A 23507-nucleotide genomic window follows, 5' to 3' on the forward strand; every position below is an offset into this window, starting at 1 on the left:
AGCAGCCCCATCTCGCCGGGAGTCCTACGGCTTGCCCACCACGAAGGTCCCGTTCATGTCGGGGTGCGGGTCGCAGCGGAAGAACCACCGTCCCGCCGGCAGGGCAGGAACGGAGTATGTGGTGACGCCTGGTCCATCAACGAGATCGCCCTGGAACAACACTTTCTGGGCCGTCGGGTCGCGGTAGATCGCCACGTTGTGGGGCAGGCCGCGGTCGAGGTTCTTGAAGTCGATGGTGAAGGCCTGGCCGGCCGGGGCGGCCAGGCACTTCTTGTCGAACTTGCCGTCGAGGGCGATGACCGACAAGGCGGTGCCGTTCGGGCTGCAGGTTGCCCCGGATTGCGAGTCGGCGAACGCTGGAAAGGCGCTCAGCCCAAGCAGGCATCCGGCGGCGAGCGCCGATGCCCGCAGGGTGACGACAGTGCTGCGGCTACCCATGTCGTTGAGCTCCTCAGCGCAACCGCGGGCAGTCCACCGGCGGTGCTTGAGTGAAGTCGACGGCAGTGGTCGTGTTGCCGATCACCGGCGCCGCGGGCTCGTGGGGGAGGTTGAAGTACATGCTGGTCAGCAGCATGTGATCCTGGCCGTCGTTGTACGCCAAGTGGCGATGCGCGGGGTGATAGAAGCCCTGGCCGGTGTGATAGCTCTCGCTGGTGTCGCACTTGCCGTCCCGGGCCATGACGTAGCTGATCCGCCCGCCGGTCACGATGTTCACAGCCGGAAGGTGGGAGATCCAGCCGGTGCTGAACCCGGGATAGAAGTCGACGAAGTCGGCGAACACGTCCATGCCGGGCTTGATGGTCAGGACGGCGCCACCGCCGAACATGCCGGGAACCATCTCCGCCGATGCGGGGCTGGTCAGCGAGACCCCCGACGGGGCCGAGGCGGCAGAGAAGTCGCGGCAACCTGCAGGCGCGGCGGCGGTCGGTCCCTCGGCCAGCGGCTTCTGGGCGCCGAAGGCTTGGTTGATGAAGACGCCGAAGACCTCGAGCGCTTCCTTACCGGAGTTCTGGACCAGATACGTGCCGGCCGGTAGGACCGATGCCTGCCCCGCGGCGTAGTCCTTGGTGCTGCACCCATCAGCTCGGCGGACCGTCAACGTGCCCTTGTTCACCGCGAGGATCGTGGCGCCGGACAGTTGCCGCCACCCGGTCGCACCGCCGGGTGCGACGGAGTACGACCCCATCGCCAGGGTGGCGCCGGGCTTGATCGGCACGGAGACGCCCTCCATGGCCTGGGCCCGGGTGAGGTCCTTGAACGCGATGGCGCCCGTCGGCGGGGTTGCCATGGCGACGTCCGTACTGAGGACGCTCATCGCCGCGACGACTGTGATGACGGCCGTCCTGACGAGGGCCGAATGTCTGCGCATGCTGTGCCTCCACGAGGAGATTCAGATTCGTCGTGCGGGCGGGGGCAGCGTTCACCGGGGCTCCAAACCTACTCAGGAAAAACTCAGAAAACTAGTGGAGTCAGGGGCACGAAAGCCGCTTCGGCGCGAGGTCCGCACGCGAGTTGAGCATCTGATCACCATTGATCAATCGATCGGGTTTGCCTTACAGTCCTTCCCGACCGAGGAGGACCGATGGCGGTAGCCGCGCCCGAGATCACGCTGGATGCCAGCGACCCGCGCTTCTACAGCGAGCAGAACCGACCCGCCTATCTGCGCATCCATGCCACCGACCCGGTCTACTGGGTCGAGGCCGAACACACCCAGCCGTTCTGGAACATCTGCCGGCACGACCTGATCCGCGAGGTCGGGCAGGACGGTGAACTGTTCACCACCGAGTTCGGCGTGCACCTCAACGCCGCGGCGTTCGAGGTGCGCCACGCAGCGGGGATGATCGCGCAGCTACCGGTGGCGCTGCGCCCGGCGAACTGCCTGGACTCGGCGAGCCACCGCCGGGTGCGCGGTCCGGTCAACCAGCACTTCCGGCCGGCCGCCGCGGAGCTGTTGGAACCCGCGGTGCGGACCGAGGTCGGACGGATCCTGGACGCCGTCGCGTCCGATGCCGAGGTCGACTTCGTGCGGGTGTTCGCCACCCGGGTGCCGCTGTTGGTGACGACCCGTCTCCTCGGGGTCGGCACCGACCGGGAACATGACTTCGAGCACTGGGCGAACACCGTGCTGGAGTCCTTCGAGCCCGGCGCCACCCCGGACTTCGCCGCGCTGGGCGAGATGGTGGCGTTCTTCGCCGCCGAGGTGGGCGCTCGGCACACCGCCCCGCGCGAGGATCTGATGACCCGTCTGATCCACACCGACCTGTCGGACGACGAGGTCGTGATGTGGTGCTGGCTGCTGCTGGTGGCCGGGTTGGAGACCACCGGCAACCTGATCGCCGCCGGCCTGGATCTGTTACTGCGTCACCCCGAGGCCATGGATGCCCTGCTCGAGCAGCCGATGTTGATCCGCCCGGCAGTCGCGGAGATGCTGCGGGTCATCACTCCCGGCCGCTACATCCGCCGCACCGCCACCGCGGACACCGAGATCGGCGGACACCCAATCAGGGCGGGCGACGCGTTGGTCATGAACTTCACCGTGGCGAACTTCGACCCGGCGATGTTCGACGACCCGTTGTGCTTCGACATCACCCGCCGGCCCAGCGAGGCACTGGCCTTCTCCTGGGGTCCCCACAAGTGCATCGGCGCCGCGGTGGCCCTGGTCGAGACCCGGATTGCCTTCGAGGAAATGCTTTTCCGCTTTCCCGGGATCACCGCCCGTGGTCCCGCCGTGATCCGGCCCAGCCTGGCCACTGTGGTCGTCGAGTCGATGCCGGTGTCCTTCGGTGAGGTCTGACCCGCCGTGCCGATCCTGCCCGAGGCCTCTCGCAGCCCGTCCGTGCGCGTCCAGCGCCGTCAGCAACGCACCCGCGCGCAGCTGACCCGCGCCGCCGCGACGATCATCGCGGAGAAGGGCGTCGAGGGACTGCGGCTGCGCGAGGTCACCGACGCCGCGGATGTCGGCTTCGGCTCGTTCTACAACTACTTCGAGTCCAAGGAGGGCCTGGTCGAGGCGGTGGTGCTCGACCTGATGTCCGCCTTGGCCGGCACGCTGATCGCGCACGTCTCGCAGTTCGACGATCCGGCCGAGGCGGCCGGCGCGGCGCACCGCTGGTTCGTGCGCAACGCCACCGAGGACCCGGAGACGGCGCGGCTGATGGTCAACCTGGACCAGGCCGATGTGCAGTTCCAGGAACGGATCCTGCCGTTCGGGCAGCGGCTGCTGGAATCCGGCGTGGCGGCGGGCCGGTTCGGCCCGATGCCCTCGGCGGTCACGACGCTGAGCTACGTGGTCGGCGCCACGATCGCGGTCACCCGCGCGGTGCTCGACGGGCGGCTGGGCCCGCAGGCGGAGTCGGAGACTGCGGAGGTGTTGCTGCGCGCGCTGGGCGTGGACGCCACGCAGGCACGCGAGATCGCGTACCGCGATCTGCCCAGCGTGACCCTGTCGGGCGGCAGCGACAAGTGAGCCACGGCGTCAGGGAGGGATACCGTTGATCATGACTGAGACGGGAACGTTCGTGATCGTCGGTGCCTCACTTGCCGGGGCGAAGGCCGCGGAGGCGCTGCGCGCGGAGGGTTTCAGCGGCGAGGTTGTGCTGATCGGCGCGGAGAGCCGTCGCCCGTACGAGCGTCCGCCGCTGTCGAAGGGTTACCTGCAGGGCACGGAGGACGAGGAGAAGCTCTACGTCCACGAGGCCGGCTGGTACGCCAAGCACGACGTGGACCTGCGGCTGGGCACGGCGGTGAGTGCGATCCACCGGGAGGCCCGTCAGGTCGAGCTCGCCGACGGCTCCCGACAGCGCTACGACAAGCTGCTGCTGGCGACGGGTTCGGTGGTGCGCCGCATCCCGAACACCGACCACGACGGGGTTTTCTACCTGCGGCTGCTCGAGGACGCGGACCGGTTGCGCGAGGCATTCACCCGGCACGGCCGCGTTGTCGTGGTCGGCGGCGGTTGGATCGGCCTGGAGGGCGCAGCAGCGGCTCGCCACCACGGGTGCGAGGTCACCTTGCTCGAACCGGAGCCGGCCCCGCTCAACCGGGTCCTCGGGCCGCAGCTCGGTGGGATGTTCGCAGACCTGCACCGCGAGCACGGCGTCGACCTGCGGCTCGGGGTCGGTCTGGCCGAGATCCGGCCCGGGCCGGTCGTGGTCACCAGCACCGGGGATGTGATCGAGGCCGACGCGGTGCTCGTCGGGGTCGGCATCAGACCGGCGACCGAACTGGCCGAGGCCGCCGGGCTGGAGGTCGACAACGGCATTCGGGTCACCGCGCAGCTGCAGACCACCCGCGATGCGGACATCTACGCCGCAGGTGACTGCATGAACGCTGATCATCCGCTCTACGGCCGGCCGATCCGGGTGGAGCACTGGGCCAACGCCTTGAACGGCGGCCCGGCGGCGGCCCGGTCGATGCTCGGCAACCCCGCACCGTACGACCGGGTGCCGTACTTCTACTCCGATCAGTACGACTTGGGGCTGGAGTTCTCCGGCTGGTTCGAACCCGGTGGGTACGCCGAGGTCGTCTATCGGGGCGACCGCGCCGCGCGGGAGTTCATCGCGTTCTGGCTGGATGCAGCCGGCCGAGTGCTGGCCGGCATGAACGTCAACGTCTGGGACGTCACCGACCCGATCCAGCAACTGGTTCGCTCCCGGGCACCGGTCGACCGGCAACGGCTGATCGACCCGGAGATACCGCTCACTGATCTGACGGCGCCTCAGAATTGATCATCGGGAGACGTGGCGCCGGTGCCTGTCGGGCACAGGTGTGCAAGACCTAAGGAGGTCGACGATGGCAACCACGTCCGAACCGGCGAGCCTCACCGCACTTGAGGCCGAGCAGACGATCACGGTGAACCTGCCACCAGTCGATCACCACGGCGAGGTGGTTGAGCGCGTCGGCGGGGATTCGATCCGAGTACGGCTGCCGTACCACCCGGATTTCATGGGCGCGGAGCCGTGGCAGAACGGTGGCGGGCGTGTGTTCTCCGGGCCGACGGTGATGGGCTTCGCGGACACCGCCATGTACTGCTGCGTCATGGCTGCGCTGGGGCACGGCGTGATCCCGGTGATGGCCAACCTCAACATCACCTTCCTGCAACCGGCCGCTGCGGCGGACCTGATCGCGGAGGCCAGGATCGTGCGGCACGGTCGACGGCTCTACTACCTCGAGTGCTGGCTGACCTCCGCCGGCCAGGATGAGCCCTGCGCACACGTCACCTCGACCTACCGGATCGCCGCCCGCTGACCCGCGACGGTCCACCCGACCCGCGCCGGCTATTGCTGCAGGGCCCAGGCCGCGTTGCGGACTGTGGAACGGAAACCGGGGATCCGTCTCAGGCGTGGCGTGCGCGACACGTCGTTGGCGAGCATCTGCGCGGCCTGGACCTTGATGCGGGTGACCGTCGGGTCCTCGCTCGGGCGGTGGGCCGCCGCCAGCGCGACCCAGTCCGCAATGTACGCGCGCTGTACCTCGCGGACGGTACGGCTGCCGAGTTCGTCGTGCAGGTGCACGGTCTCGGTGATCAGGACGGTGATCAGGTCGGGGTGGTCGAGCGCGAGATCGACGTAGGCGTCGGTGAGCCGCCGCAGGGCGTCCGTGGAGTCCGTGCCGTGCTCCTGCGCCAGGCGCATCGCTTCCTGGAGCTGTGCGGTGCAGCGCCGCATGGCCGCGACGAGGACGGCCTGCTTGCTCGGGAAGTAGTGGTAGATGGTGGGCCCGGCGATTCCGGCGGCGCCGCCGATGTCGTCGGTGGAGACCTCGGCGTACCCACGTTCGGCGAACAGCCGGACGGCGCAGTCCAGGATCTCGTCGGCCCGGGCGACGTCCGATGCCCGGCGCGGGCGGGCATCGCGCGGATCACCGGCGCCCGGGGGCAGCGCCAGGACGCGGGTGCCCAACTCGGCGAGCAGGTCAAGGTAGGCCGGGCGGGGCAGTTCGAGTCGGTGGAAGGAGACGCTGGAGACGGCGTCGATCGCGCACAGGCCGAGCAGTTCGACTTGTGCGGTGGACAATTCCGGACGCGCTGCCGACAGTTCGGCGGTGAGCCAGCCGGTGAGCCGCCTGCGCTTGGCCCGGATCTGGGCCGTTGCGTCGAGACCGAGGTGTCGGGACTCGCGCTGCAACAGGACGCCGATGCTCCGGTGGTCCAGAGCTCGGGTCGCCAGTTGACGCGCGATGTCAGGCAGGTCCGCGGCCCCGGCGGCAGGCAGGTCGGCGACCAACGAGTCCAACGCGGTGCTCAGGATGTCGAACAGCAGGTCGTCCTTGCCCGACCAGTGTCGGTAGAGCGCGGACGGACCGACGTTGACTGCCGCTGCCACCTCGGCCATCGCGACGTTGGCGAACCCGTCCCGGGCGAACAGGTCGGCGGCGGCAGCGCGCACCAGTTCGCGGCGGTTGGGTGGACGGGTGCCCGGCGCCGGGGCCGTGGCACGGGCTGGACTCACCGGTTCTCCTGCTCTAGCGAAGATTCACTTACTCTGCCATGCTAAGTGAATCACGGCTAGAGCTGGAGGAGTTCGGATGACGCACCACGCACGCATTGCCGGAGTGGGGATGGTTCCGTTCGCGACCCCGAGCCGGGCGCAGAGCTACGACGTCATGGCCGCTGGTGCCCTACGGGCGGCCTTGGCTGACGCCGGGGTGTCCTACGACGTGATCCAGCAGGCCTACGTCGGCTACGTGTACGGCGACTCGACTTGCGGGCAGAACGCGCTCTACGGGGTGGGCCTGACCGGCATCCCGGTGGTCAACGTCAACAACAACTGCTCCACCGGCTCCTCGGCGTTGTGGCTGGCGCGGCAGGCGGTCGAGTCCGGAGCCGCGGAATGTGTGCTGGCGTTGGGTTTCGAGCAGATGCAGCGTGGGGCGTTGGGTTCGAACTGGAACGACCGGCCCTCGCCGTTCGAGCGGTTCGACGAGGTGCTCAGCAAGCTCCAGGGCGAGAGCGACGCCCCGATGGCGCCGCGGTACTTCGGCGGCGCGGGAGCGGAGTACGCGGAGCGGTACGGCATGAACACCGATGTGTTCGCCCGGATCGCGGTCAAGGCGCGTACGCATGCGGCGAACAACCCGTACTCCGTCTTCCGCGACCCGATCAGCCTCGAGGACGTGCTGGGTTCACCGAAGATCTACGACTTCCTGACCCGGCTGCAGTGCTGCCCGCCGACCTGCGGCGCGGCCGCGGCGGTGCTGTGCACCCCGGAGTTCGCGGCCCGGCACGGGCTGCGGGCGGACGTGGCTATCGCGGCGCAGGCGATGACCACCGACCGACCGTCCTCCTTCGAGACCGACCTGATGAAGCTGGTCGGATTCGACATGGCACAGGCGGCCGCGGACAAGGTCTACGAGGCGGCCGGCGTCGACCCGTCGGACATCAAGGTCGTCGAGCTGCACGACTGCTTCACCACCAACGAACTGCTCACCTACGAGGCGTTGCGGCTGACGCCGGAGGGCACGGCGGAGAAGTTCGTGATGGACGGCGACAACACCTACGGCGGACGCGTCGTCACCAACCCGTCGGGCGGCCTGTTGTCCAAGGGTCACCCGCTGGGCGCCACCGGACTGGCCCAGTGCGCCGAACTGGTCTGGCAGCTGCGGGGCGAGGCCGGCCCGCGCCAGGTCGACGATGTCAACGTCGCACTGCAGCACAACCTGGGCCTTGGCGGGGCCGCGGTCGTCACGCTGTACGAAAAGGTGGCCTGAGATGGCGATCAGCCCGGACGCGATCGGCATGAGCCTGCCGCCGGTCGGCATGGACATCGAGCGAGGCCGGCTGGCCGCCTTCGCCCGCGCCACCGGTCAACGGGACCCGGTGTATTCCGACGTGGACGCGGCGAAGAACGCCGGGCACCCGGATGTGCCCGTGCCGCCGACCTTCCTGTTCGCGATCGAGCTCGAGCAGCGCGACCCGTTCGCCTGGGCCGGCCGGATCGGTATCGACCTCAAGTACGTGTTGCACGGCGAGCAGCGGTTCGACTACCACCGCGTCGCCCACGCCGGTGAGCGGCTGACCGCGACCGCCACGATCACCGACGTCTACAGCAAACGCGGCGGCGCCTTGGATTTCGTGGTCAAGAAGACGGCGGTCACCGACGAGGCGGGCGCGGCGGTCGCCGACCTGACCTCGGTCATCGTGGTCCGCAACCCGGAGGTGGGTTCGTGAGTGGGTTCGTGAGCGCCCCGGTCGAACTGAAGGTCGGCACCGAACTGCCCGCCCTGAAGATCTCGGCGATCTCGCGGACCACCCTGGCGTTGTTCGCCGGAGCGTCCGGGGACACCAACCCGATCCATCTCGATCACGAACTCGCCCGCGCCGCGGGCATGGAAGACGTGTTCGCCCAGGGGATGCTCTCGATGGCCTACCTGGGCCGGTTCCTCACCGACCTGTTTCCCCCGGACCGGATCCGGTCCTACGCCGTGCGGTTCGCCGCGATCACCCCGGTGCACGCCGAGCCGATCTGTACCGCCACCGTCACCTCGATCGCGGAGGTCGACGGCGAACAGCGCGCCACCCTGGCGCTGAACGTCAGCCTCGCCGACGGCACCACCACCCTGACCGGCGACGCGGTCGTCGCCCTGGCAAACGTAGGAGATTCGTGATGGGCAAGTTGGACGGGCGCGTGGCGCTGGTGACCGGATCCGGGCGCGGCATCGGCCGGGAGATCGCACTGAAACTGGCCGGCGACGGGGCGGCGGTCGTGGTCAACGACCTCGACGACGCGCCGGCCAAGGAGACCGTGGCCGCGATCGAGGCCACGGGCGGCCGGGCGGTCGCCTGCCCCGGGTCGGTGACTGCGGACGGTTTCGCCGAGCGCTTCATCCAAACGGCTGTCGAGGAGTTCGGCGGGGTCGACATCATCGTCAACAACGCCGGCTACACGTGGGACTCGGTCGTGCAGAAGATGACCGACGAGCAGTGGGACGCGATCCTCGACGTGCACCTGAAGGCGCCGTTCAAGATCCTGCGCGCAGCGCAGCCGGTCATCGCGGCTGCGGCGAAGGCCGAGATCGCCGCCGCCGGGGTCGCCCGGTGCCGCAAGGTCGTGAACATCTCCTCGATCGCCGGGCTCGGCGGCAACCCGGGCCAGGCCAACTACGCCGCGGCGAAGGCCGGGGTGACCGGGCTGACCCGCACGCTGTCCAAGGAGTGGGGCCGCTACAACGTCACCATCAACACGGTCGCCTTCGGCTGGATCAAGACCCGCCTGACCGAGGCCTCGGCCGGCGGCAACGCGACGATCGACGTCGAGGGAAAGACCATCGCCGTCGGCGTGAACCCGCAACTGCAGGCCGCGATGGAGCAGATGATCCCGCTGGGCCGCGGCGGCGAACCCCACGAGGCCGCCGGCGCGGTCTACCTGTTCTGCATCCCGGAGTCGGACTACATCTCCGGCGAGACCGTGACCTGCGGCGGTGGGATCCGGATCTAGCGCACGTCCCCCAATCCCGATACGCGGTGCGGCTGCGACGGCTGGTGAGCACACTCGATACGGGTGCGACGGGAAAGCCGGCGCGACCCGCAACGCCGGTTGCGGTGGTGTTCAGGAGCCGACGGGATCGGGGTCCGGAATGCGTTGAAGCGCTGCTGGGTGATTCTCAGCGCCCGGCGCGGTAATCCCCGTACGGGGTGTCCCGCTCCGCGACCGCGGTCCGGAACCCTTCCGCGGCGGCGCGTTGTTGGAATCCGTAGCCCTCGCGGGTGTGCCGGGAGATGCCGTCCAGGACGGTGCTGATCATCGTGGAGTTGGCCACGCCTGCGGCGTGCAGAGCGGAGTTCAGCGCCAGTTTCACCATCATCAACTGGTTGATCGGCGTCGCGGCGACGCGCTCGAGCAGCGCCTCGGTGCATTCGTCGAGTTTCTCGGCCGGCGGTGCCTCGACGGCCAGACCCCACTCGGCGGCGTCCTTGCCGGTGAACGCGTCGCCGGTGAACAGCAGTCGCTTGGCCCGCTGATCACCGACCCGGTGCGCCCACATGCCGCCGGCCGGGATGCCCCAGACGCGGGTTGGCGGGTAACCCATCGTGGTGTCCGCGGCGGCGATGATCAGGTCGGCGAACAGCGCGATGTCGGTGCCGCCGGCGACGGCGAAGCCGTGCAGCTTGGCCACGGTGGGTTTGTTCGCGTGCAGCAGACTGGCGAACCCGCGGTTGAAGCGGCTCATCATGGCGTAGTCCAGCATCGGGTCCCAGGTGCGCCCCGAGTCGTGATTACGGCCTTGCACGACCGGATCGAGGACGCTGCCCGGGTGCGGGCTCGACGCCTCGGCGCTCGCCCCGAAGCCGTCCTCGCCGAACAGCGCCAGGTCGTAGCCGCCGCAGAAACCCTTGCCGCGTCCGGCGAGGACGATCACGTGCACCCGCGGGTCCAGGTCGGCCCGTTCGACGGCGTCGGCGAGATCCAGCGGGGTGTCCCAGGTGATCGCGTTGCCGCGCTCGGGGCGGTTGAACGTGATCCGGGCGATCCGGCCGGTGACCTCGTAGGTGAGGGTGGGGTAGCTGCGTCCGGCGGCCGGTGGGGTGGTGCCGGCGAACACGGAGTCGGCGGCCTCGGTCCAGTTCTGCCGCCAGGCCGCCGCCGGAACCTCGGTCTCGTCGGTGCTCATGCCTGGCCGCCGTTCTGCCGCGGTGCCGGATTCCGTTCTGCGGCAGCGTACTCAGGACCGTTTGGCCTTACGCAGCTTGGCCAGGTCGCCCAGCAATGTCTGCGCCGCGAGCTTGCCCGGCAGCGCGCACACGCCACCGGTCGGGTGCGTGCCGGCTCCGGACAAATACAGGCCGGGCACCGGGGTGCGGTACTTACCGAACCCGGGCGCCGGGCGCATCGGGCCGAAGCGGGTGATCAGCGGGTCGACGTGGTAGACGTTCCCGGCCGGGGCGTTGAACCGCTTCTCCAGGTCCGGGCCGCAGAGCACGGCACGGCCGATCTCATGGGTGTCGAGACCGACGTAGTACTGCGCGGCGTCCTTGAGCACCGTCCGGCCGACCTCGTCGCGCACCTCCTCCCACGGGGTGACCGGGTTCACCGGCGGGATGCCCGACCACAGCCAGAAGGTGTCGCCGTCGGCGGGAGCCTGGGTCGGGTCGACGCGGCTCGGCACGATCGAGCAGTGCACCGGCATCGGGTGGTACCACTCGCCGCGGACCGTCATGTCCCACGCCGCGCTCTGCTCCTCGAGGGTTGCCCAGGCGACGAGGATGCCGGTCGGGTCGAGCTTGTCCTTACGCCACTGCCGGTGCTTCTCCATCGTGATCTTGCCGCTGGTCGCGACGTTGATCTTCAGCGACGTCGCGTGGGTCTTGCGGATCGGGATGTCCTTGGCCCGCGCCTCGAGCTTGTGGTCCAGTGTGCCCGCGGGCAGCAGGCGGGTGAGCGTGATGATCGGGTTGCAGGTGGTCATGACGCCGTCGCGGGCGCGGATCTTCTCGCCGGACTCCAGCGTCACACCGACGAGCCGGTCGCCCTCGAGGTTCAGTTCGGCGACGGGGGAATTCACCCGCACCTCGCCACCGTGGGCGAGGAAACACTGGTGCAGCGCCTTGGGCAGCGCTCCGGTGCCGCCGACCGGCATCGCGTTGGCGACGCGCTGCACGATGCCTAGGTAGATCATCGCCCAGGCCGTCATGTCCAGCTTCAACTGGGAGAACGCCGCCATCGCTGACAGCGCGCCCTTGGGCAGCTCCGTCTCGAAGGTCGAGTCCAGGAATTCGAAGTGGGACGCGCCGACGATGTGCTTGAGCCCCCACATCTTGCGCAGGTGCGGGACCGCCTTCGCGGTCTCCTTCAGGAATTCCTTGCTGAACGGTCGCGTCGGATGCACCTTCATGTACTCGATGACCGGGCCGATCGCGTGGTACATCGCGTTGGACATGTCCAGCCACGCTCGCGCGTCCTTCGGCGAGAAGTAGCGCAGTTCGTCGGCGGTCCTGCTCGCGTCCTTCCAGATCGCCAGCGAGCTGCCGTCGGGCGCGAGCTGGATGTGCGCCGGGTCGACGGGGATCTCGCGCAGGCCGTACTTGTGCAGCTCCAGATCCTCGGCGACGCCGGAGAGCCGGAAGATGCCGGTCAGCTGGATCGCACCTTCGTTGAACAGGTGCGCCGGGGCCTCGGGGATGATCGGGTTGGTCGCGGTCATGCCGCCGACCTGCGAACCCGCCTCCAGGATCAGCACCTGCTTGTTCGCCTTGGCGAGGTAGCAACCGGCGGTCAGGCCGTTGTGGCCTGCGCCGACGACGATGACGTCGGGGTTCGGGGTGAGGGTGACCATGGCCACACGATCCTCCTTTCTGATTGCAGAATCAAGTTTGATATCGAAATCATCTGTGCGAAACTGATCGGGTGACGGAGGACTCCGACGGCCTCGGCCGACGTGAGCGGCGAAAGCTCGAGGCCCGCGCCCGGCTGCTCGCCGCCACGCGGCAGATGCTCGCCGAGCAGGGCGCTGTCGACCTGAAAATCGCGGACATCGCCAAGGCCGCCGACGTCGGCTTCGGCACCTTCTACAACCACTTCGAGTCCAAGGACGCGATTGTCGAAGCGGTCCTCGCCGACGTGCTCGCCACTGCGGCGACGGCGATCGGCTCGTTCGCACTCGAATTTGCCGACCCCGCCGAGACCGCGTCCTTCTCCTACCGCCGGTTCGTGCTGTTCGCCCGCGAGGAGCCCGAGCTCGCGGCGGTCCTCACCAAGCTCGCCGGCGCCGAGGAGCTGTTCGAGGAGTCGTTACTCCCTTACGCGCGCAAGACGCTCGAGCGTGGCCGCGAGACCGGACGCTTCGACATCGAGGACCTGGATCTCTGCCTGACATCGGTGGCCGCGGCCGCGTTCGCCGCGATCAAGGGCGTGCTCGCCGGCCGTTTCGGCCCCGACGCCGACGCCGTCGGGGCGGAGATGATGCTGCGCGCGTTCGGGCTGACCAAACGGGAGGCACGAAAGATCGCCCGGGGACCGCTGCCCGCTCTGGACCTGCACGTCTCCGACTGAGGGGCACCGCCCTGGTGCGCCACTCGCACGCGACGGTGCGCCGGCCTAACTGATCCCGCTGATCCCGGCCAGCTGGCGGCGAACGTCGCGCACCGGTGACCCCGGATGCAGCACCCGCCGCAGAGTGGTGCCGATCATGAACGCCAGCACTGCCTCGGACCGCACCTTCCAGTCCTTGACGCGGCAGTCCTTGAGCAGCCCGGCCAGGACCTCGCGCAAGGCGACCTCGATCGCGACCGCGGGCTCCCGGCGCCCGGCCCGCACGCAGGCGATCGAGTAGTCGAACCAGAGCATCGTGCGCTCGGGCTGCTCGCCCAGTGCCAGGTGGTACCGCTCGGTCACCGCCCAGAACCGGGCGACCGGGTCGTCGACGCCGGCCGCGGTCGCCCGCAGGTCGGCGACGAAGTCGTGCAGATGCGAGGCCATCGCCGCATCGACGATCTCCTCCATCGAGGCGAAGTAGTAGTGGATCGCGCTGCGGCTGAACGCGCTCTCCTCCGCCAGCACACGGGCGGTGCACCCGGCGAGGCCCGCGCGCAGCAGGACGTCCTTCGCGGCGGCCACGATCTGGCGCTGCTTCTCGCGCTGATTGGGGGAGACCTCGGCGATGGTCATGGGCTCAGGGTAGACGTATTGGGCCAGCTGGCCCAAGATATGGGCCAAGTGGCCCAACCGATGGAGGCGAGCCCGGTGCGCGACGTCAAGTACGGACCCTGCGGGCACATGTTCGACCCCGATCTGAACCGCGCGATCGGAGCGCTGTACGAGCGGCAGGGCTACGACTTCATGATCTGGTCCGACCAGATGATGCTGACGATCCCGCGCTCGCTGTGGACGCCGGACCTGGTGCCGGCCAGCGCGGTATGGGACATCGACACGTTCATGGACACCTGGCCGCTGATGACCGACGTGGCCATCCACACCACCGAGATCCAGCTCGGTACGACGGTCTTCGACGCGATCCGCCGGCCGCCGGCGAACCTGGCACAGTTGGCCCTGACGCTGGATCACTATTCGAAGGGGCGTTTCTTTCTCGCGATGGGTGCGGGCGAGGTCAAGCAGTTCACGCCCTACGGCGTCGCGCACGACAAGCCGTTCGCGCACCTCGAGGAGTCCGTGAAAATCATCAAGCTGCTGATGGACGCCGAGGGTGTCGTGAACTACGACGGTCCGATCTGGAGCCTGCGGAACGCGGTGCTGCCGCTTATGCCCTACGGCGCGAAGCGTCCGCCGATCCTCATCGCGGGTGGTCCCGGCCGCGCGGTACGGATAGCGGCGACGATCGCCGACGGCTGGATCACCTACGTGCCGACCTGCGGCAGCCCGGACTGGTACGGCGAGCAGGTCGCCGAAGCGCGCCGCCTGGCCGAGGAGTCCGGCCGCGACCCCGACGAACTGATCTTCTACCTGCTCGCGATGAACATCATCGAGACCACGCAGGAACGGGTGGACGCGCTGGTCGCGAGCCCGATCGCCCGTTGGGACTCGGCCGCGGTCATCCCCGGCCCGCAGTGCTACCGGGACTGGGGGATGGGCGAGCACCCGATCCGCCCGGACTACGCCTATCCGGCGCACCTGATCCCGACCGACTGGTCGCGTGCCGACGCTCTCAAGATCATCGACGCGACGCCGGTGGAGGTGGTCCGGCGGGCGCGGGCCTGTGGGACCTCGCAGCAGGTGGCCGCCCAGTTGCAGCCCTACATCGACGCGATCCCCGCAGCCAACCAGTGCTGGATCAACGTCATCAACTACGCCAGCTTCCTCGGCGGCGGCGCGTTCGGGGATCCGGACTCGCAGGTGGACCTGGTGCTGGAGACCTGCAACCATCTGCGCGAGATGAACGGGCAGCCGGTCAAGCGTTCCGCACTCGCGGCGCCCTGACCATGCCCAGTGCCGGGTCGTTCGACCTGCCTCAGCACCCGGACGGGCTGAGGTTTCCGCACACGTCGCAGATCGTTGTCACCTCGGTGATGGGCGCGCTGGTTCTGGTCTTCGCCTGCTACGCCGTGCGCGAGATCGTCCGGCATCGCAGCTACCTGCTCGCGCTTCTACTGGTCGGCGGCGGAATCTCCTACCTCAACGAGCCGATCGATGACGTCCTCGGCTGCCTCTACCACCCCGTCGACGGTCAGTGGACGGTGCTGGACACCTTCGCCAAGGTGCCGCTGTGGGGCCTGGGCATCTACATCGTGTTCTTCGGCGGCATGCCCTATCTGATCCTGAAGGCCCTTGACCGCGGCGTGACGCGACGTCAGTTATGGCAGTGGGTGGGCATTCTGTTCGTGGTCGACGTAGCTGTCGAGATCCCGATCCTGGCCCGCGACATGTACGTCTACTACGCCGACCCGCCCTTCGACCTCGCCGGCTTCCCGCTCTACTGGCTGTTCATCAACGTCGGCGGACCGTTCGAGGTCGCGGTGCTCCTCTACGCGGCCCGTCACCTGTTCACCGGATGGCGCGCGGCCTACCTGCTCGCGTTGCCGATGGTGTGCAACGCCGCGGGCAGCATCGCCGTGGGCTGGCCGATCTACAGCGCGCTGAACGCGCAGGCCTCCGAACCGGTGAAGTGGGTCGCCGGCGCCGCCACGATCGCGCTCGGCTACCTGTTGCTCGACCTCACCATCACCTGGGCCGCGCGCAAGTCAGGTCAGGCAGAACCCGACCGCGACGTCGCGTACAGCGTGTTCCAGACGACGTCGGTGGCCGCGTCCAGCAGCAGTTCCGCCTCGTCGCTGTCGGCCTTGTCCACCAACTGATAGAGACCGCGCTCGAGCATCCAGACGATCCACTTCGCGGTGCGCACCGGGTCCAGCGTCGCGTCCGCACTGCCCTGGCTCTGCGCTTCCGCGAGGTGCACCGCCAGGCCCTCGGAGACCTGGCCCATGAGCAAGCCCTGCTGGGTGCGAACGCGCTCGTCGTAGGTGGCCACCTCGACCATCGCGCCGAAAATGATGTGCGCGCGGCGATAGGTGTCGAAGGGCACCTGGATCCGGGCGCGCAGGTCGGCCTTGTTCCCGTCGTGCGGGAACTCCCACCAGTTGTCCCCGCTGGCGACCACGTCCGCGACCGCGTCGCCGGCCATCGCGGCCAGCAGGTCGATCTTGTCGTCGAAGTAGTTGTAGAACGCCGACCGGGACATGCCGCCGGCCTTGATGATCCGCTCGACGCTGAGGTCCCCGTAGGGCTCGCCATCGGCGGCGAGCTTCTCGATCACCGGAATCAAGTGCCGGCTCAGCTGGCGCCGCCGGTCCTCGCGGGACACGGCAAAGGGCCGGGCGGCGGGGGCATCGACGGACTTCTCAGCGGACTGGGGCACGAATCCAGGGTACCGATTTGTCCGCCGGCGTACAGCGTGTCTTGACAGACAGACACCGTGTCTCCACCATGGACACCATGTCCGAACAGACCGTCCCAGCGGCGGCCGACCCGGTCTTCGTCATCGGCGCGGGACCGTCCGGGCTCGCTGCTGCCTACCGACTGCACCAGGCCGGCCGGCGCGTCGTCGTGCTGGAATCCCGCGACCGGGTGGGCGGTCAGCTGCTCACCGTCCGACGGGACGGATTCCTCATGGAGGCCGGCACGACGATCCTCCCGGAGGCCTACGGCAGCGTCATGAAGCTGGTTCGCGACCTTGGGATGGCCGACGAGCTGATCCCGGCCAACTCGTTGATGGGCTTCATCCGCGGGAGCCAGATGCACTACCTGCGCGCGGACAAGTTGGCGCTGGACGCGGCCCGGACCAAGCTGCTTTCGACGCGGTCCAAGCTGAAGGTGGCCAAGCTGGTCCGGGACGCGTTCCGGGTGCGCAAGCTGCTGTCCTACGAGGACCTCTCGGTCGCGGGCAAGTACGACGTGGAGACTCCGGCGCAGTACTGCGAACGTCGCGGTCTGGACGGCGAGCTCTACGACTACCTGATCGAACCGACTGTGCGTGGTGGCGCCGGGGTTCCCGCCGAGATGATCTCGGTGGTCGAGTTCTTGTTCCTCTGGCAGAAGGTGCTCGGGACCAAGCTGTTCGCGTTCCGCGACGGCTACTCCTCGTTCCCCCAGCGGTTGGCCGCGGCACTGCCGGACGTGCGGTTGAACTGCAACGCGGTCGAGGTGGTCGAGACCGGCGACGGCGTGGAGGTCACCTATCTCGGCCCGGACGGGTTGATCACCGAACGCGCCGCGGGGGCGGTGGTGAGCTCGATGGGCAACCTGGTTCCGGACCTGGTGCCGCAGCTGGAGCCGGACCGAGCCAAGTTCCTGCGCGAGCTCAACTACACCTCGACGATGTCGATAAACCTTGCGCTGTCGCGAATCCCGCAGTGTCCCGCCTCGTTCGTCGTGGTGCCGAAGCCGGTGTCGGAGGGTCTGTTCGCGGTCATTCTCGAGCACAACAAGGCACCCGGGCGGGCGCCTGCCGGCAAGGGCCTGATCTCGCTGTTCGTCATGAACCAGTGGGCGATCGACCGGATGGACGCGACCGACGACGAGGTTCTCGACGCCGCGCTGGCCGAGCTGGACAAGGTCCTGCCGGGCGTTCGCGCCGACGTCGAGTTCAGCCGGATCAATCGCTGGTACCCGGTGCTGGTCTACAGCCACCCGGGTCTGTACCGGGACCTCGGCCGCTTCCATGCGGCCCGGGATCTGACCAGTCGGATCCACCTGGCGGGCTCGTACAACTCCTCCGGCAACGTCAACACCGCCACCACGGCCGGCGAGCGGGCCGCTCGTGAACTGCTGGCCGCCCTGCCGCGCTGAAGCAACACCGTCCGGTCTGTCCGTCAGTTGTCCCCCGATCGAGGAGCGTGTCCGTTGGCCGGCCGCCACACCGCACGACGGCGCCGAACCTGGCGTCGCGCCGCCGTCCTGGCCGGCGCATCCGTCCTGGTCGTCAGCGCCGGTGCCGCGCTTGCCGTCGCCCCGCCGGCCCAAGCCGCGGACAACAGTTTCGACGCTGTCGCCAGCGCCTACGGCATCAACAACGGGATCTCCAACCCGTCGTTCCCGCTGAACCTGGTGCTGACCGGGTCCGGCCCGGTGTCCTCGGCTCACCTGACCAGCGTCGGTGGCTCGGACGCGTTCGCGTCGTTCCCTTATCCGGGCGACACGATCGTCGGTGCGCCCGGACTGATGTCGGGGTTGTTCGGGGTCTCGTTCCCGAACTACCCGCTGTACGTGGCGACGAGCGCCGGTGAGGCACCTCGGTCGGCGAACTACCCGGGCATCACGCTGAACTCGCGCAGCGACGCGTTGGTCGCGGAATCCCGCGCACTGGTCGGGACCGATGTCAGCGGTTTCGAATCCACCTCGCGGATCGAGGTGGACGGGGACCGCGGCGTCACCTCGCAGGCTCGGACGGTGTTCAAGACCCTGCAGTTCGGCGACGTGTTCACGCTGTCCGGCGTGCGGTCGCTGGCCACGGTCGTCGCCGACGGCAACACCGGAAAACTCACCCGCTCCTCGGAGATGAGCATCGGCGCGATCACCGTTCCCGGGATGCGGATCGTGATCCCGAAGCAGACGCCCGGCACGGTGCCGCTGCCGATCCCGGTGCCGGGCTTCGGCCAGGTGCAGCCGCTGAAGTTTCCGCCGATGCCGGTTCCGTCCGGCGGGCAGACGCTCGACGCGCCGGCCCTCGGCTTCACCGACGGCGTTTTCACGGCGACCTTGCCCGGGCAGTCGGGCCACGACTACGCGATCCCGTCCGGGCCGGTGCTGAAGGCTTTCGCCGACCGGGGAATGAAAGTGACGTTCCAACAGGCCGCCGACACCACGAACGGCGTCGTGGCCCCGGCCGTCACGTTCACCACCGATTTCCCGGCCCCGCCGGCGAATCCGTACTACAACGGGGCCACCCACGCGACCTACACCCTCGGCGGATCCCTGGCCGAGGTCGCGTTCGACGTGCCCAAGCCCGTTACCGCCCTCGGCCCGGCGCCGGCGGCGGATTCCCCGACCAGCACTGGTGCCGTGCCTGCGGCCGTCCCGATCCCGGGTGTCTTCGCACCCGGTCTGCCGTCGGTCACCGATCCTGTCCCCGCGGCCGGCCCGCCGGTTCGGACCGTGCCGGCCTCCGCGCAGCCGGCCGACCTCGTCGCGCTGCGGTCACCGCTGCTGGTGGCCGACACGCAGAACATCTACCTCGCCGTTGTCGCGGTCGCGATTGCTGTCCTCGCGGTCGGTACCGGCCTTCGCCGTCTGGGGGTTCTCCGGCCATGGAAGTGATGACCGCGCTGCGTACGCAGTGGGACCGCACCGGTGCGATCGTGGCTGTGATCATCGGTCTGGTCTCGCTGCTGCTGGGCTATCTGGGCGTCAGCGACACCGAGTACATCGTCAAGCAGATGCCGTACATCATCTCCAACGGGTTGTTCGGCCTGTTCATGCTCGGCATCGGCACGGCCTTGTGGCTCTCGGCCGACCTGCGCGACGAATGGCGTGAACTGCGTGCGCTGCGCATCGCCGTCAACGAGCACGGCATCGCGGCCCGGACCGATGACGAGGGCACCGCGAGCCGATGACGACCGCTGTGCGCGAACCGCGCGTGCGCCGCGCCGCAACCCGAACCGGGGGCCCACGGGTGCCGGCCTACGTGACGGCGTCGAAACGGCGCTCCCGGGGCGAGGTGGTGCTCGGCGATCGCCCGTGGGGTCGCCGCGACCGGGACATCGCGATCGGCGGGAGCGTGCTCGGCCTGGCCGGGCTCGCGGTGTGCAGTTGGGGCGGCGCCGGTGAGGTCGACCTGGCAACCCAGATGCGTTGGCTGCTCGGGGGAATCGGCGCCGTCGTGGTCTCCGCCCTCTGCCTGGTCCACTGGCTGTTGGCGGGCTTGCGGACCGTGCGGATCGAGATGGCCCGGGTGTTCAGCACGATCACGCCGAACCGATCTGTGGTGGGTGCCGCGGCGACCGGCGGCCGGGTCGTGACCGTGGCCGGCATGGTGCGCTTCCACCGACCCGAGTGCCCGCTCGTGGCGGGCAAGGCGATCCGCGTGCTCGACCCGGCCGACGCTGCCGCCGAGGGGTTGCGTCCCTGCGGAGCGTGCGAGTCATGAACGCCTACATCCCCTTCATCGTCACGGGATTGATCGTCGGGTCGATCTACGGCCTGTCCGCGATGGGCCTGGTACTGACCTACAAGACCTCCGGGTTGTTCAACCTCGGCCACGGCGCGATCTGCGCTGCCGCCGCATTCGTCTTCTACGAACTGCGCCAGGTGCACGGCGTCCCGTGGGCAGTGGCAGCCGTTGTCACGGTCGTTGTCTTCGGCGCCGCGACCGGCCTGGTGCTGGAACGCCTCGCCGGTGCGCTGTCCGGGGTGACCACCACGTACAAGATCGTCGCCACCGTCGGTCTGCTGGTTGCCGTCCGCTCGATCGTGATCCTGATCTGGGGATCCGAGCAGCTCACCTTCGAGCCGTTCCTGCCACAGGGCAAGGCATTCGGGGTCTCCAACGTCTCGGTCAGCTGGGACAACGTCATCGACATGGCCCTCGGGGTCGCCGCGGCTCTCGGCCTGTCGGTCTTCTTCCGAACCTCTCGGCTGGGCGTCGCGATGCGTGGCGTCGTCGACAACCCGGCGCTGCTCGACATGGCAGGCACCGCGCCGGCGAAGGTGCGCCGGACCGCATGGATCATCGGCTCGATGTTCGCGGCCGTCTCCGGTGTGCTGTTCGCCTCGGTGACTTTCCAACTCGACGTGAACGTGCTCTCGCTGCTGGTCGTCCAGGCGTTCGGGGCCGCGGCGATCGGGCGGTTCACCTCGATCCCGATGGCCTTCGTCGGCGGCCTGACCGTCGGCCTGGTGCAGAAGTTGGTGTCCAAGGAGTTCGCCGGGGAAGTGGTGCTGCGCGGCATCGATCTGAACGTGCCGTTCATCATCCTGTTCATCGCGATGCTGGTGACTCCCAAGAGTCGCCTGCAGGAGATCGGGCGCAAGGTGAAGGATCGGGCGCCGACTGCCGGCTCGTTCAGCGTCAGGACCCGCGGCGCCGGCTACGCCGTCCTGCTGGGCGCCGCGCTACTCGTGCCACACCTGGTCGGCACTCGACTCTCGCTCTACAGCACCGGGCTGACCCAGGTGATCCTCTTCCTCTCCCTCGGCCTGCTGGTGCGGACCTCCGGACAGATTTCCTTGTGCCACGTGGGTTTCGCCGCGGTCGGTGCCGCCGCCTTCGGACACATGCTGCACGACGGCCTGCCCTGGGGCGTCGCACTGTTGCTCGGCGGCCTGTTCGCTGTCCCGGTCGGGGCGTTCATCGCGATCCCCGCGATCCGCCTGTCCGGGCTGTTCCTCGGCCTGGCCACTCTCGGGTTCGGGATCCTGCTCGCGCAGTACGCCTACGGGCAGAGCTGGATGTTCGGGTTCGGTCGGCTGGACACCCGGCGCCCACACTTCGGCGGCCTGGACTCCGACACGCGTTACTACTACTTCGTGCTCGCCGTCGCGCTGGCCTGCGTCGTCGCCGTCGTGCTGGTGGAACGCTCCCGGCTCGGCCGACTGCTGCGCGGCCTGGCCGACTCACCGGCGGCGCTGACCTCGCTCGGGACCAACCTGAACATGATCCGGGTGATGGTGTTCTGTCTGTCGGCGTTCCTGGCCGGGATCAGCGGGGCGATGTACGCCTCACTGTTCGGCAGCGTCAATCAGGACAGCTTCAACTATCTGCAGTCGCTGGTTCTGCTCGCGGTACTGGCCATCTCCGGTCGCGGCACGGTGACCAGCGCGGTGCTCGGCGCCCTGTTGCTCTACGTGCTGCCCGGCTACATCGACAACCCGGACCACCTCTCGTTGCTGCAGGTCGGCTTCGGCCTGGCCGCGATCCTCGCCGCCGCGCTGTCGCAGGGCCAGTTCGCCGAGGTAGTCGGACGGGTCGCCGCGGCCGGACGACAACGAACGCTCAGCCCCTGGCGCGACCGCATGGACCCGGTGCACCAGTTGCCCCCCGAACTGCTCGTCAGCTCCGCGACCCACGAGCCTTTGCTGACCACTGGAGTACATCGATGAGAACCCGTAACGGCACGGCGGTCGCGCTGGTCGCCACGAGCGCATTGCTCCTGACCGGATGCGGCAACCGCGTCTCGGAGGCCCGCATCGAGGCCGCCAACTCCGCCGTCATGAAGCTCAGTGACCAGCAGCTCAAGGACGCCGGGATCAACCCCGCCACGGCGCCGCAAACCACCGACAGTGCCGAGACCACAGCCACTGCGACCAACTCGGCCGCCGTGGCCACTGCCGCGGCGGCGCCGGTTCGCGCCGGCGCCCCGGTCACGGCAGGCGCGGCAGCCGGCGGGGTCCCCGCGGCGGCCGGGACCGGCAGCACGGCCGCCACCGTCGCCGCGGCGGGCGCGCCCAAGGCCCATACCGTCGGCGCGGCGCTCACCACCGCGTCGGGTGCCTGCACGAGTTCGCTGCCGCCGGTGTTGCTCGGCCAGACTGGCGTGTTCAGCGGGTTCATCGGCGCCGTGGGCGCAGGCGCCCGGCCCGGGCTGCAGGTCTGGGCCAAGGACCTCAACTCCCGTGGTGGGCTGGCCTGCCACCCCGTCGAACTGATGCAGCTCGACGACCAGTCCGACCCGGCCAAGGTCACCGCGAACGTGCTGGACCTGGTCCAGAACAAGAAGGTCGCGGCGCTGATCGACGCCTACGTCCCGATCACCGTCGGCCCGTACCGGGAAGCCGCCGCGAAGTTCAAGATGCCCACCATCGGTGGGGACAACATCGACCTGGACTGGAACAAGGATCCCTACCTGTTCCCGGTCGGGGCCTCGCCACTGGGCACCTACCTGGGCAGCATCAAGTCCGCCGCGGAGTCCGGACACTTCAAGAAGTTCGGCATCCTCTACTGCGTCGAGGCCACGATCTGCGGCGTCCTCAAGGAGTCGACGACCTCCAAGGGTGGGTTGGCCGACCAGGCCGGTGTGCAGACCGTCTACAGCGCGCCGTTCTCCTTGACGCAGCCGGACTTCACCTCCGAGTGCCAGAACATGAAGAACGCCGGCGTGCAGTTCGCGTTCGTGGGCGGCGACGGCTCGGCGGTGTCCCGGGTGGCCCGCGCGTGCAACAGCCTCGGCTTCAACCCGACCCTGAGCACGGTGAGCCTGGCTGCCGGATCGGCTGTCCAGAGTGACAAGTTGGTGGCCGGCGACGGGCTCTACCTCGGTTCGTTCCTCGCCCCGTTCCCGGCCGACGACACCCCTGGCCTGAAGGAGTACCACGCCGCGTTCGAGCGCTACGCGCCGACGCTCACCCTCGACGGCGCCTCGATGATCGCCTGGTGCTCCGGCAAGTTGCTGGAGGCGGCGGTGAACACTCTCGGAGCCCAGGCGCGCTCCGGCCCGCTGACCACGGCTCTGATCATGAAGGGCCTGGGCAACATCAACGGCGAGACACTCAACGGTCTCAGCCCGCCGATGACGTTCAAACCGGGTCAGCAGTTCGCGCCGGCCATCAACTGCTACGCCGTGATCGCCCTCACCGCCCGCGACGTCAAGTTCCGGGCGCCCGAGGGCACGAAGTTCCACTGCCAGTGAC

The 23507-nt window shown here is 68.8% G+C and carries 24 protein-coding genes; 17 read left to right on the forward strand and 7 right to left on the reverse strand.

Annotated features, from left to right (window positions below):
- Window positions 1-24 precede the first annotated feature (24 nt).
- Both VHU88_13280 and VHU88_13285 read right to left on the reverse strand, forming a co-directional pair.
- On the reverse strand, window positions 25-438 hold the full coding sequence (locus VHU88_13280) for a cupredoxin domain-containing protein (GenBank protein ID HEX3612652.1): 414 nt from the start codon (window positions 436-438) through the stop codon (window positions 25-27).
- A 13-nt stretch (window positions 439-451) separates the two neighbouring features.
- A complete protein-coding gene (locus tag VHU88_13285) occupies window positions 452-1369 on the reverse strand; it encodes a hypothetical protein (GenBank protein ID HEX3612653.1) in 918 nt (305 codons plus the stop codon).
- 213 nt (window positions 1370-1582) lie between these two features.
- Here VHU88_13285 and VHU88_13290 point away from each other — a divergent pair, with 213 nt between their 5' ends.
- From VHU88_13290 to VHU88_13305, 4 genes are all read left to right on the forward strand, one after another.
- Window positions 1583-2794, forward strand: coding sequence for a cytochrome P450 (locus tag VHU88_13290; protein ID HEX3612654.1), 1212 nt, complete (start codon window positions 1583-1585; stop codon window positions 2792-2794).
- Between the two features lie 6 nt (window positions 2795-2800).
- The gene (locus tag VHU88_13295; protein ID HEX3612655.1) at window positions 2801-3466 is read left to right on the forward strand and encodes a TetR/AcrR family transcriptional regulator; all 666 of its coding nucleotides are present in this window, start codon (window positions 2801-2803) and stop codon (window positions 3464-3466) included.
- A 31-nt stretch (window positions 3467-3497) separates the two neighbouring features.
- Window positions 3498-4727, forward strand: coding sequence for an FAD-dependent oxidoreductase (locus tag VHU88_13300; GenBank protein ID HEX3612656.1), 1230 nt, complete (start codon window positions 3498-3500; stop codon window positions 4725-4727).
- A gap of 64 nt (window positions 4728-4791) precedes the next feature.
- Complete coding sequence (locus tag VHU88_13305) at window positions 4792-5247, forward strand: PaaI family thioesterase (protein ID HEX3612657.1); 456 nt, start codon at window positions 4792-4794, stop codon at window positions 5245-5247.
- Between the two features lie 29 nt (window positions 5248-5276).
- On the opposite strand, the gene VHU88_13310 is transcribed toward VHU88_13305, so the two are convergent.
- Window positions 5277-6449 carry a TetR/AcrR family transcriptional regulator gene (locus VHU88_13310; protein HEX3612658.1) on the reverse strand — a complete coding sequence of 391 codons (1173 nt, stop codon included), beginning with the start codon at window positions 6447-6449 and terminating at the stop codon, window positions 5277-5279.
- A gap of 76 nt (window positions 6450-6525) precedes the next feature.
- On the opposite strand from VHU88_13310, the gene VHU88_13315 reads away from it, so the two are divergent.
- Genes VHU88_13315 through VHU88_13330 form a run of 4 tightly spaced genes read left to right on the forward strand, consistent with a single transcriptional unit; the run spans window position 6526 to window position 9434 of the window.
- A complete protein-coding gene (locus VHU88_13315; GenBank protein HEX3612659.1) occupies window positions 6526-7707 on the forward strand; it encodes a lipid-transfer protein in 1182 nt (393 codons plus the stop codon).
- Between the two features lies 1 nt (window position 7708).
- Window positions 7709-8167 carry a MaoC family dehydratase N-terminal domain-containing protein gene (locus VHU88_13320; GenBank protein HEX3612660.1) on the forward strand — a complete coding sequence of 153 codons (459 nt, stop codon included), beginning with the start codon at window positions 7709-7711 and terminating at the stop codon, window positions 8165-8167.
- Window positions 8164-8604 (forward strand): MaoC/PaaZ C-terminal domain-containing protein, encoded by a 441-nt coding sequence (locus VHU88_13325; protein ID HEX3612661.1) that lies wholly within the window; start codon window positions 8164-8166, stop codon window positions 8602-8604. The genes VHU88_13320 and VHU88_13325 overlap by 4 nt, the downstream gene beginning before the upstream one ends.
- Window positions 8604-9434 carry an SDR family oxidoreductase gene (locus tag VHU88_13330; protein HEX3612662.1) on the forward strand — a complete coding sequence of 277 codons (831 nt, stop codon included), beginning with the start codon at window positions 8604-8606 and terminating at the stop codon, window positions 9432-9434. Before VHU88_13325 ends, VHU88_13330 begins: the two co-directional genes overlap by 1 nt.
- Window positions 9435-9600: 166 nt before the next feature.
- On the opposite strand, the gene VHU88_13335 is transcribed toward VHU88_13330, so the two are convergent.
- Window positions 9601-10608: a crotonase/enoyl-CoA hydratase family protein gene (locus VHU88_13335; protein ID HEX3612663.1), complete on the reverse strand. Its 1008-nt coding sequence runs from the start codon at window positions 10606-10608 to the stop codon at window positions 9601-9603.
- A 51-nt stretch (window positions 10609-10659) separates the two neighbouring features.
- A complete protein-coding gene (locus VHU88_13340; GenBank protein HEX3612664.1) occupies window positions 10660-12270 on the reverse strand; it encodes an NAD(P)/FAD-dependent oxidoreductase in 1611 nt (536 codons plus the stop codon).
- A gap of 71 nt (window positions 12271-12341) precedes the next feature.
- Here VHU88_13340 and VHU88_13345 point away from each other — a divergent pair, with 71 nt between their 5' ends.
- The gene (locus VHU88_13345) at window positions 12342-12986 is read left to right on the forward strand and encodes a helix-turn-helix domain-containing protein (GenBank protein HEX3612665.1); all 645 of its coding nucleotides are present in this window, start codon (window positions 12342-12344) and stop codon (window positions 12984-12986) included.
- A gap of 45 nt (window positions 12987-13031) precedes the next feature.
- On the opposite strand, the gene VHU88_13350 is transcribed toward VHU88_13345, so the two are convergent.
- Window positions 13032-13601 carry a TetR family transcriptional regulator gene (locus tag VHU88_13350; GenBank protein ID HEX3612666.1) on the reverse strand — a complete coding sequence of 190 codons (570 nt, stop codon included), beginning with the start codon at window positions 13599-13601 and terminating at the stop codon, window positions 13032-13034.
- A gap of 48 nt (window positions 13602-13649) precedes the next feature.
- Here VHU88_13350 and VHU88_13355 point away from each other — a divergent pair, with 48 nt between their 5' ends.
- Window positions 13650-14867, forward strand: coding sequence for an LLM class flavin-dependent oxidoreductase (locus tag VHU88_13355; GenBank protein HEX3612667.1), 1218 nt, complete (start codon window positions 13650-13652; stop codon window positions 14865-14867).
- 2 nt (window positions 14868-14869) lie between these two features.
- Window positions 14870-15742 (forward strand): hypothetical protein, encoded by an 873-nt coding sequence (locus VHU88_13360; GenBank protein HEX3612668.1) that lies wholly within the window; start codon window positions 14870-14872, stop codon window positions 15740-15742.
- Here VHU88_13360 and VHU88_13365 read toward each other — a convergent pair.
- Window positions 15634-16302, reverse strand: a complete 669-nt coding sequence (locus tag VHU88_13365) for a TetR/AcrR family transcriptional regulator (protein ID HEX3612669.1) — start codon at window positions 16300-16302, stop codon at window positions 15634-15636. The two genes, VHU88_13360 and VHU88_13365, sit on opposite strands and share 109 nt — an antisense overlap.
- 77 nt (window positions 16303-16379) lie before the next feature.
- On the opposite strand from VHU88_13365, the gene VHU88_13370 reads away from it, so the two are divergent.
- From VHU88_13370 to VHU88_13395, 6 genes are read left to right on the forward strand one after another with little or no spacing between them, the layout of a single operon-like run.
- Complete coding sequence (locus VHU88_13370) at window positions 16380-17732, forward strand: NAD(P)/FAD-dependent oxidoreductase (GenBank protein ID HEX3612670.1); 1353 nt, start codon at window positions 16380-16382, stop codon at window positions 17730-17732.
- 54 nt (window positions 17733-17786) lie between these two features.
- Window positions 17787-19199 carry a hypothetical protein gene (locus VHU88_13375; protein ID HEX3612671.1) on the forward strand — a complete coding sequence of 471 codons (1413 nt, stop codon included), beginning with the start codon at window positions 17787-17789 and terminating at the stop codon, window positions 19197-19199.
- Window positions 19190-19495 carry a hypothetical protein gene (locus VHU88_13380; protein ID HEX3612672.1) on the forward strand — a complete coding sequence of 102 codons (306 nt, stop codon included), beginning with the start codon at window positions 19190-19192 and terminating at the stop codon, window positions 19493-19495. The genes VHU88_13375 and VHU88_13380 overlap by 10 nt, the downstream gene beginning before the upstream one ends.
- Window positions 19492-20028 carry a hypothetical protein gene (locus VHU88_13385; protein HEX3612673.1) on the forward strand — a complete coding sequence of 179 codons (537 nt, stop codon included), beginning with the start codon at window positions 19492-19494 and terminating at the stop codon, window positions 20026-20028. Before VHU88_13380 ends, VHU88_13385 begins: the two co-directional genes overlap by 4 nt.
- Window positions 20025-21980, forward strand: a complete 1956-nt coding sequence (locus VHU88_13390; protein HEX3612674.1) for an ABC transporter permease — start codon at window positions 20025-20027, stop codon at window positions 21978-21980. The genes VHU88_13385 and VHU88_13390 overlap by 4 nt, the downstream gene beginning before the upstream one ends.
- Window positions 21977-23506 (forward strand): ABC transporter substrate-binding protein, encoded by a 1530-nt coding sequence (locus VHU88_13395; protein HEX3612675.1) that lies wholly within the window; start codon window positions 21977-21979, stop codon window positions 23504-23506. The genes VHU88_13390 and VHU88_13395 overlap by 4 nt, the downstream gene beginning before the upstream one ends.
- Window position 23507: the final 1 nt, after the last annotated feature.

This window comes from Sporichthyaceae bacterium, assembly GCA_036269075.1.
In the GTDB taxonomy this organism is placed as follows: Bacteria; Actinomycetota; Actinomycetes; order Sporichthyales; family Sporichthyaceae; genus DASQPJ01.

Coding starts and splice junctions, on each gene's coding strand:
- VHU88_13350 (HEX3612666.1), bottom strand. CDS start 13,601: ATGACCATCGCCGAGGTCTCCCCCAATCAGCGCGAGAAGCAGCGCCAG.
- VHU88_13305 (HEX3612657.1), top strand. CDS start 4,792: ATGGCAACCACGTCCGAACCGGCGAGCCTCACCGCACTTGAGGCCGAG.
- VHU88_13320 (HEX3612660.1), top strand. CDS start 7,709: ATGGCGATCAGCCCGGACGCGATCGGCATGAGCCTGCCGCCGGTCGGC.
- VHU88_13315 (HEX3612659.1), top strand. CDS start 6,526: ATGACGCACCACGCACGCATTGCCGGAGTGGGGATGGTTCCGTTCGCG.
- VHU88_13360 (HEX3612668.1), top strand. CDS start 14,870: ATGCCCAGTGCCGGGTCGTTCGACCTGCCTCAGCACCCGGACGGGCTG.
- VHU88_13285 (HEX3612653.1), bottom strand. CDS start 1,369: ATGCGCAGACATTCGGCCCTCGTCAGGACGGCCGTCATCACAGTCGTC.
- VHU88_13330 (HEX3612662.1), top strand. CDS start 8,604: ATGGGCAAGTTGGACGGGCGCGTGGCGCTGGTGACCGGATCCGGGCGC.
- VHU88_13380 (HEX3612672.1), top strand. CDS start 19,190: ATGGAAGTGATGACCGCGCTGCGTACGCAGTGGGACCGCACCGGTGCG.
- VHU88_13370 (HEX3612670.1), top strand. CDS start 16,380: ATGTCCGAACAGACCGTCCCAGCGGCGGCCGACCCGGTCTTCGTCATC.
- VHU88_13340 (HEX3612664.1), bottom strand. CDS start 12,270: ATGGTCACCCTCACCCCGAACCCCGACGTCATCGTCGTCGGCGCAGGC.
- VHU88_13290 (HEX3612654.1), top strand. CDS start 1,583: ATGGCGGTAGCCGCGCCCGAGATCACGCTGGATGCCAGCGACCCGCGC.
- VHU88_13280 (HEX3612652.1), bottom strand. CDS start 438: ATGGGTAGCCGCAGCACTGTCGTCACCCTGCGGGCATCGGCGCTCGCC.
- VHU88_13385 (HEX3612673.1), top strand. CDS start 19,492: ATGACGACCGCTGTGCGCGAACCGCGCGTGCGCCGCGCCGCAACCCGA.
- VHU88_13395 (HEX3612675.1), top strand. CDS start 21,977: ATGAGAACCCGTAACGGCACGGCGGTCGCGCTGGTCGCCACGAGCGCA.
- VHU88_13390 (HEX3612674.1), top strand. CDS start 20,025: ATGAACGCCTACATCCCCTTCATCGTCACGGGATTGATCGTCGGGTCG.
- VHU88_13300 (HEX3612656.1), top strand. CDS start 3,498: ATGACTGAGACGGGAACGTTCGTGATCGTCGGTGCCTCACTTGCCGGG.
- VHU88_13335 (HEX3612663.1), bottom strand. CDS start 10,608: ATGAGCACCGACGAGACCGAGGTTCCGGCGGCGGCCTGGCGGCAGAAC.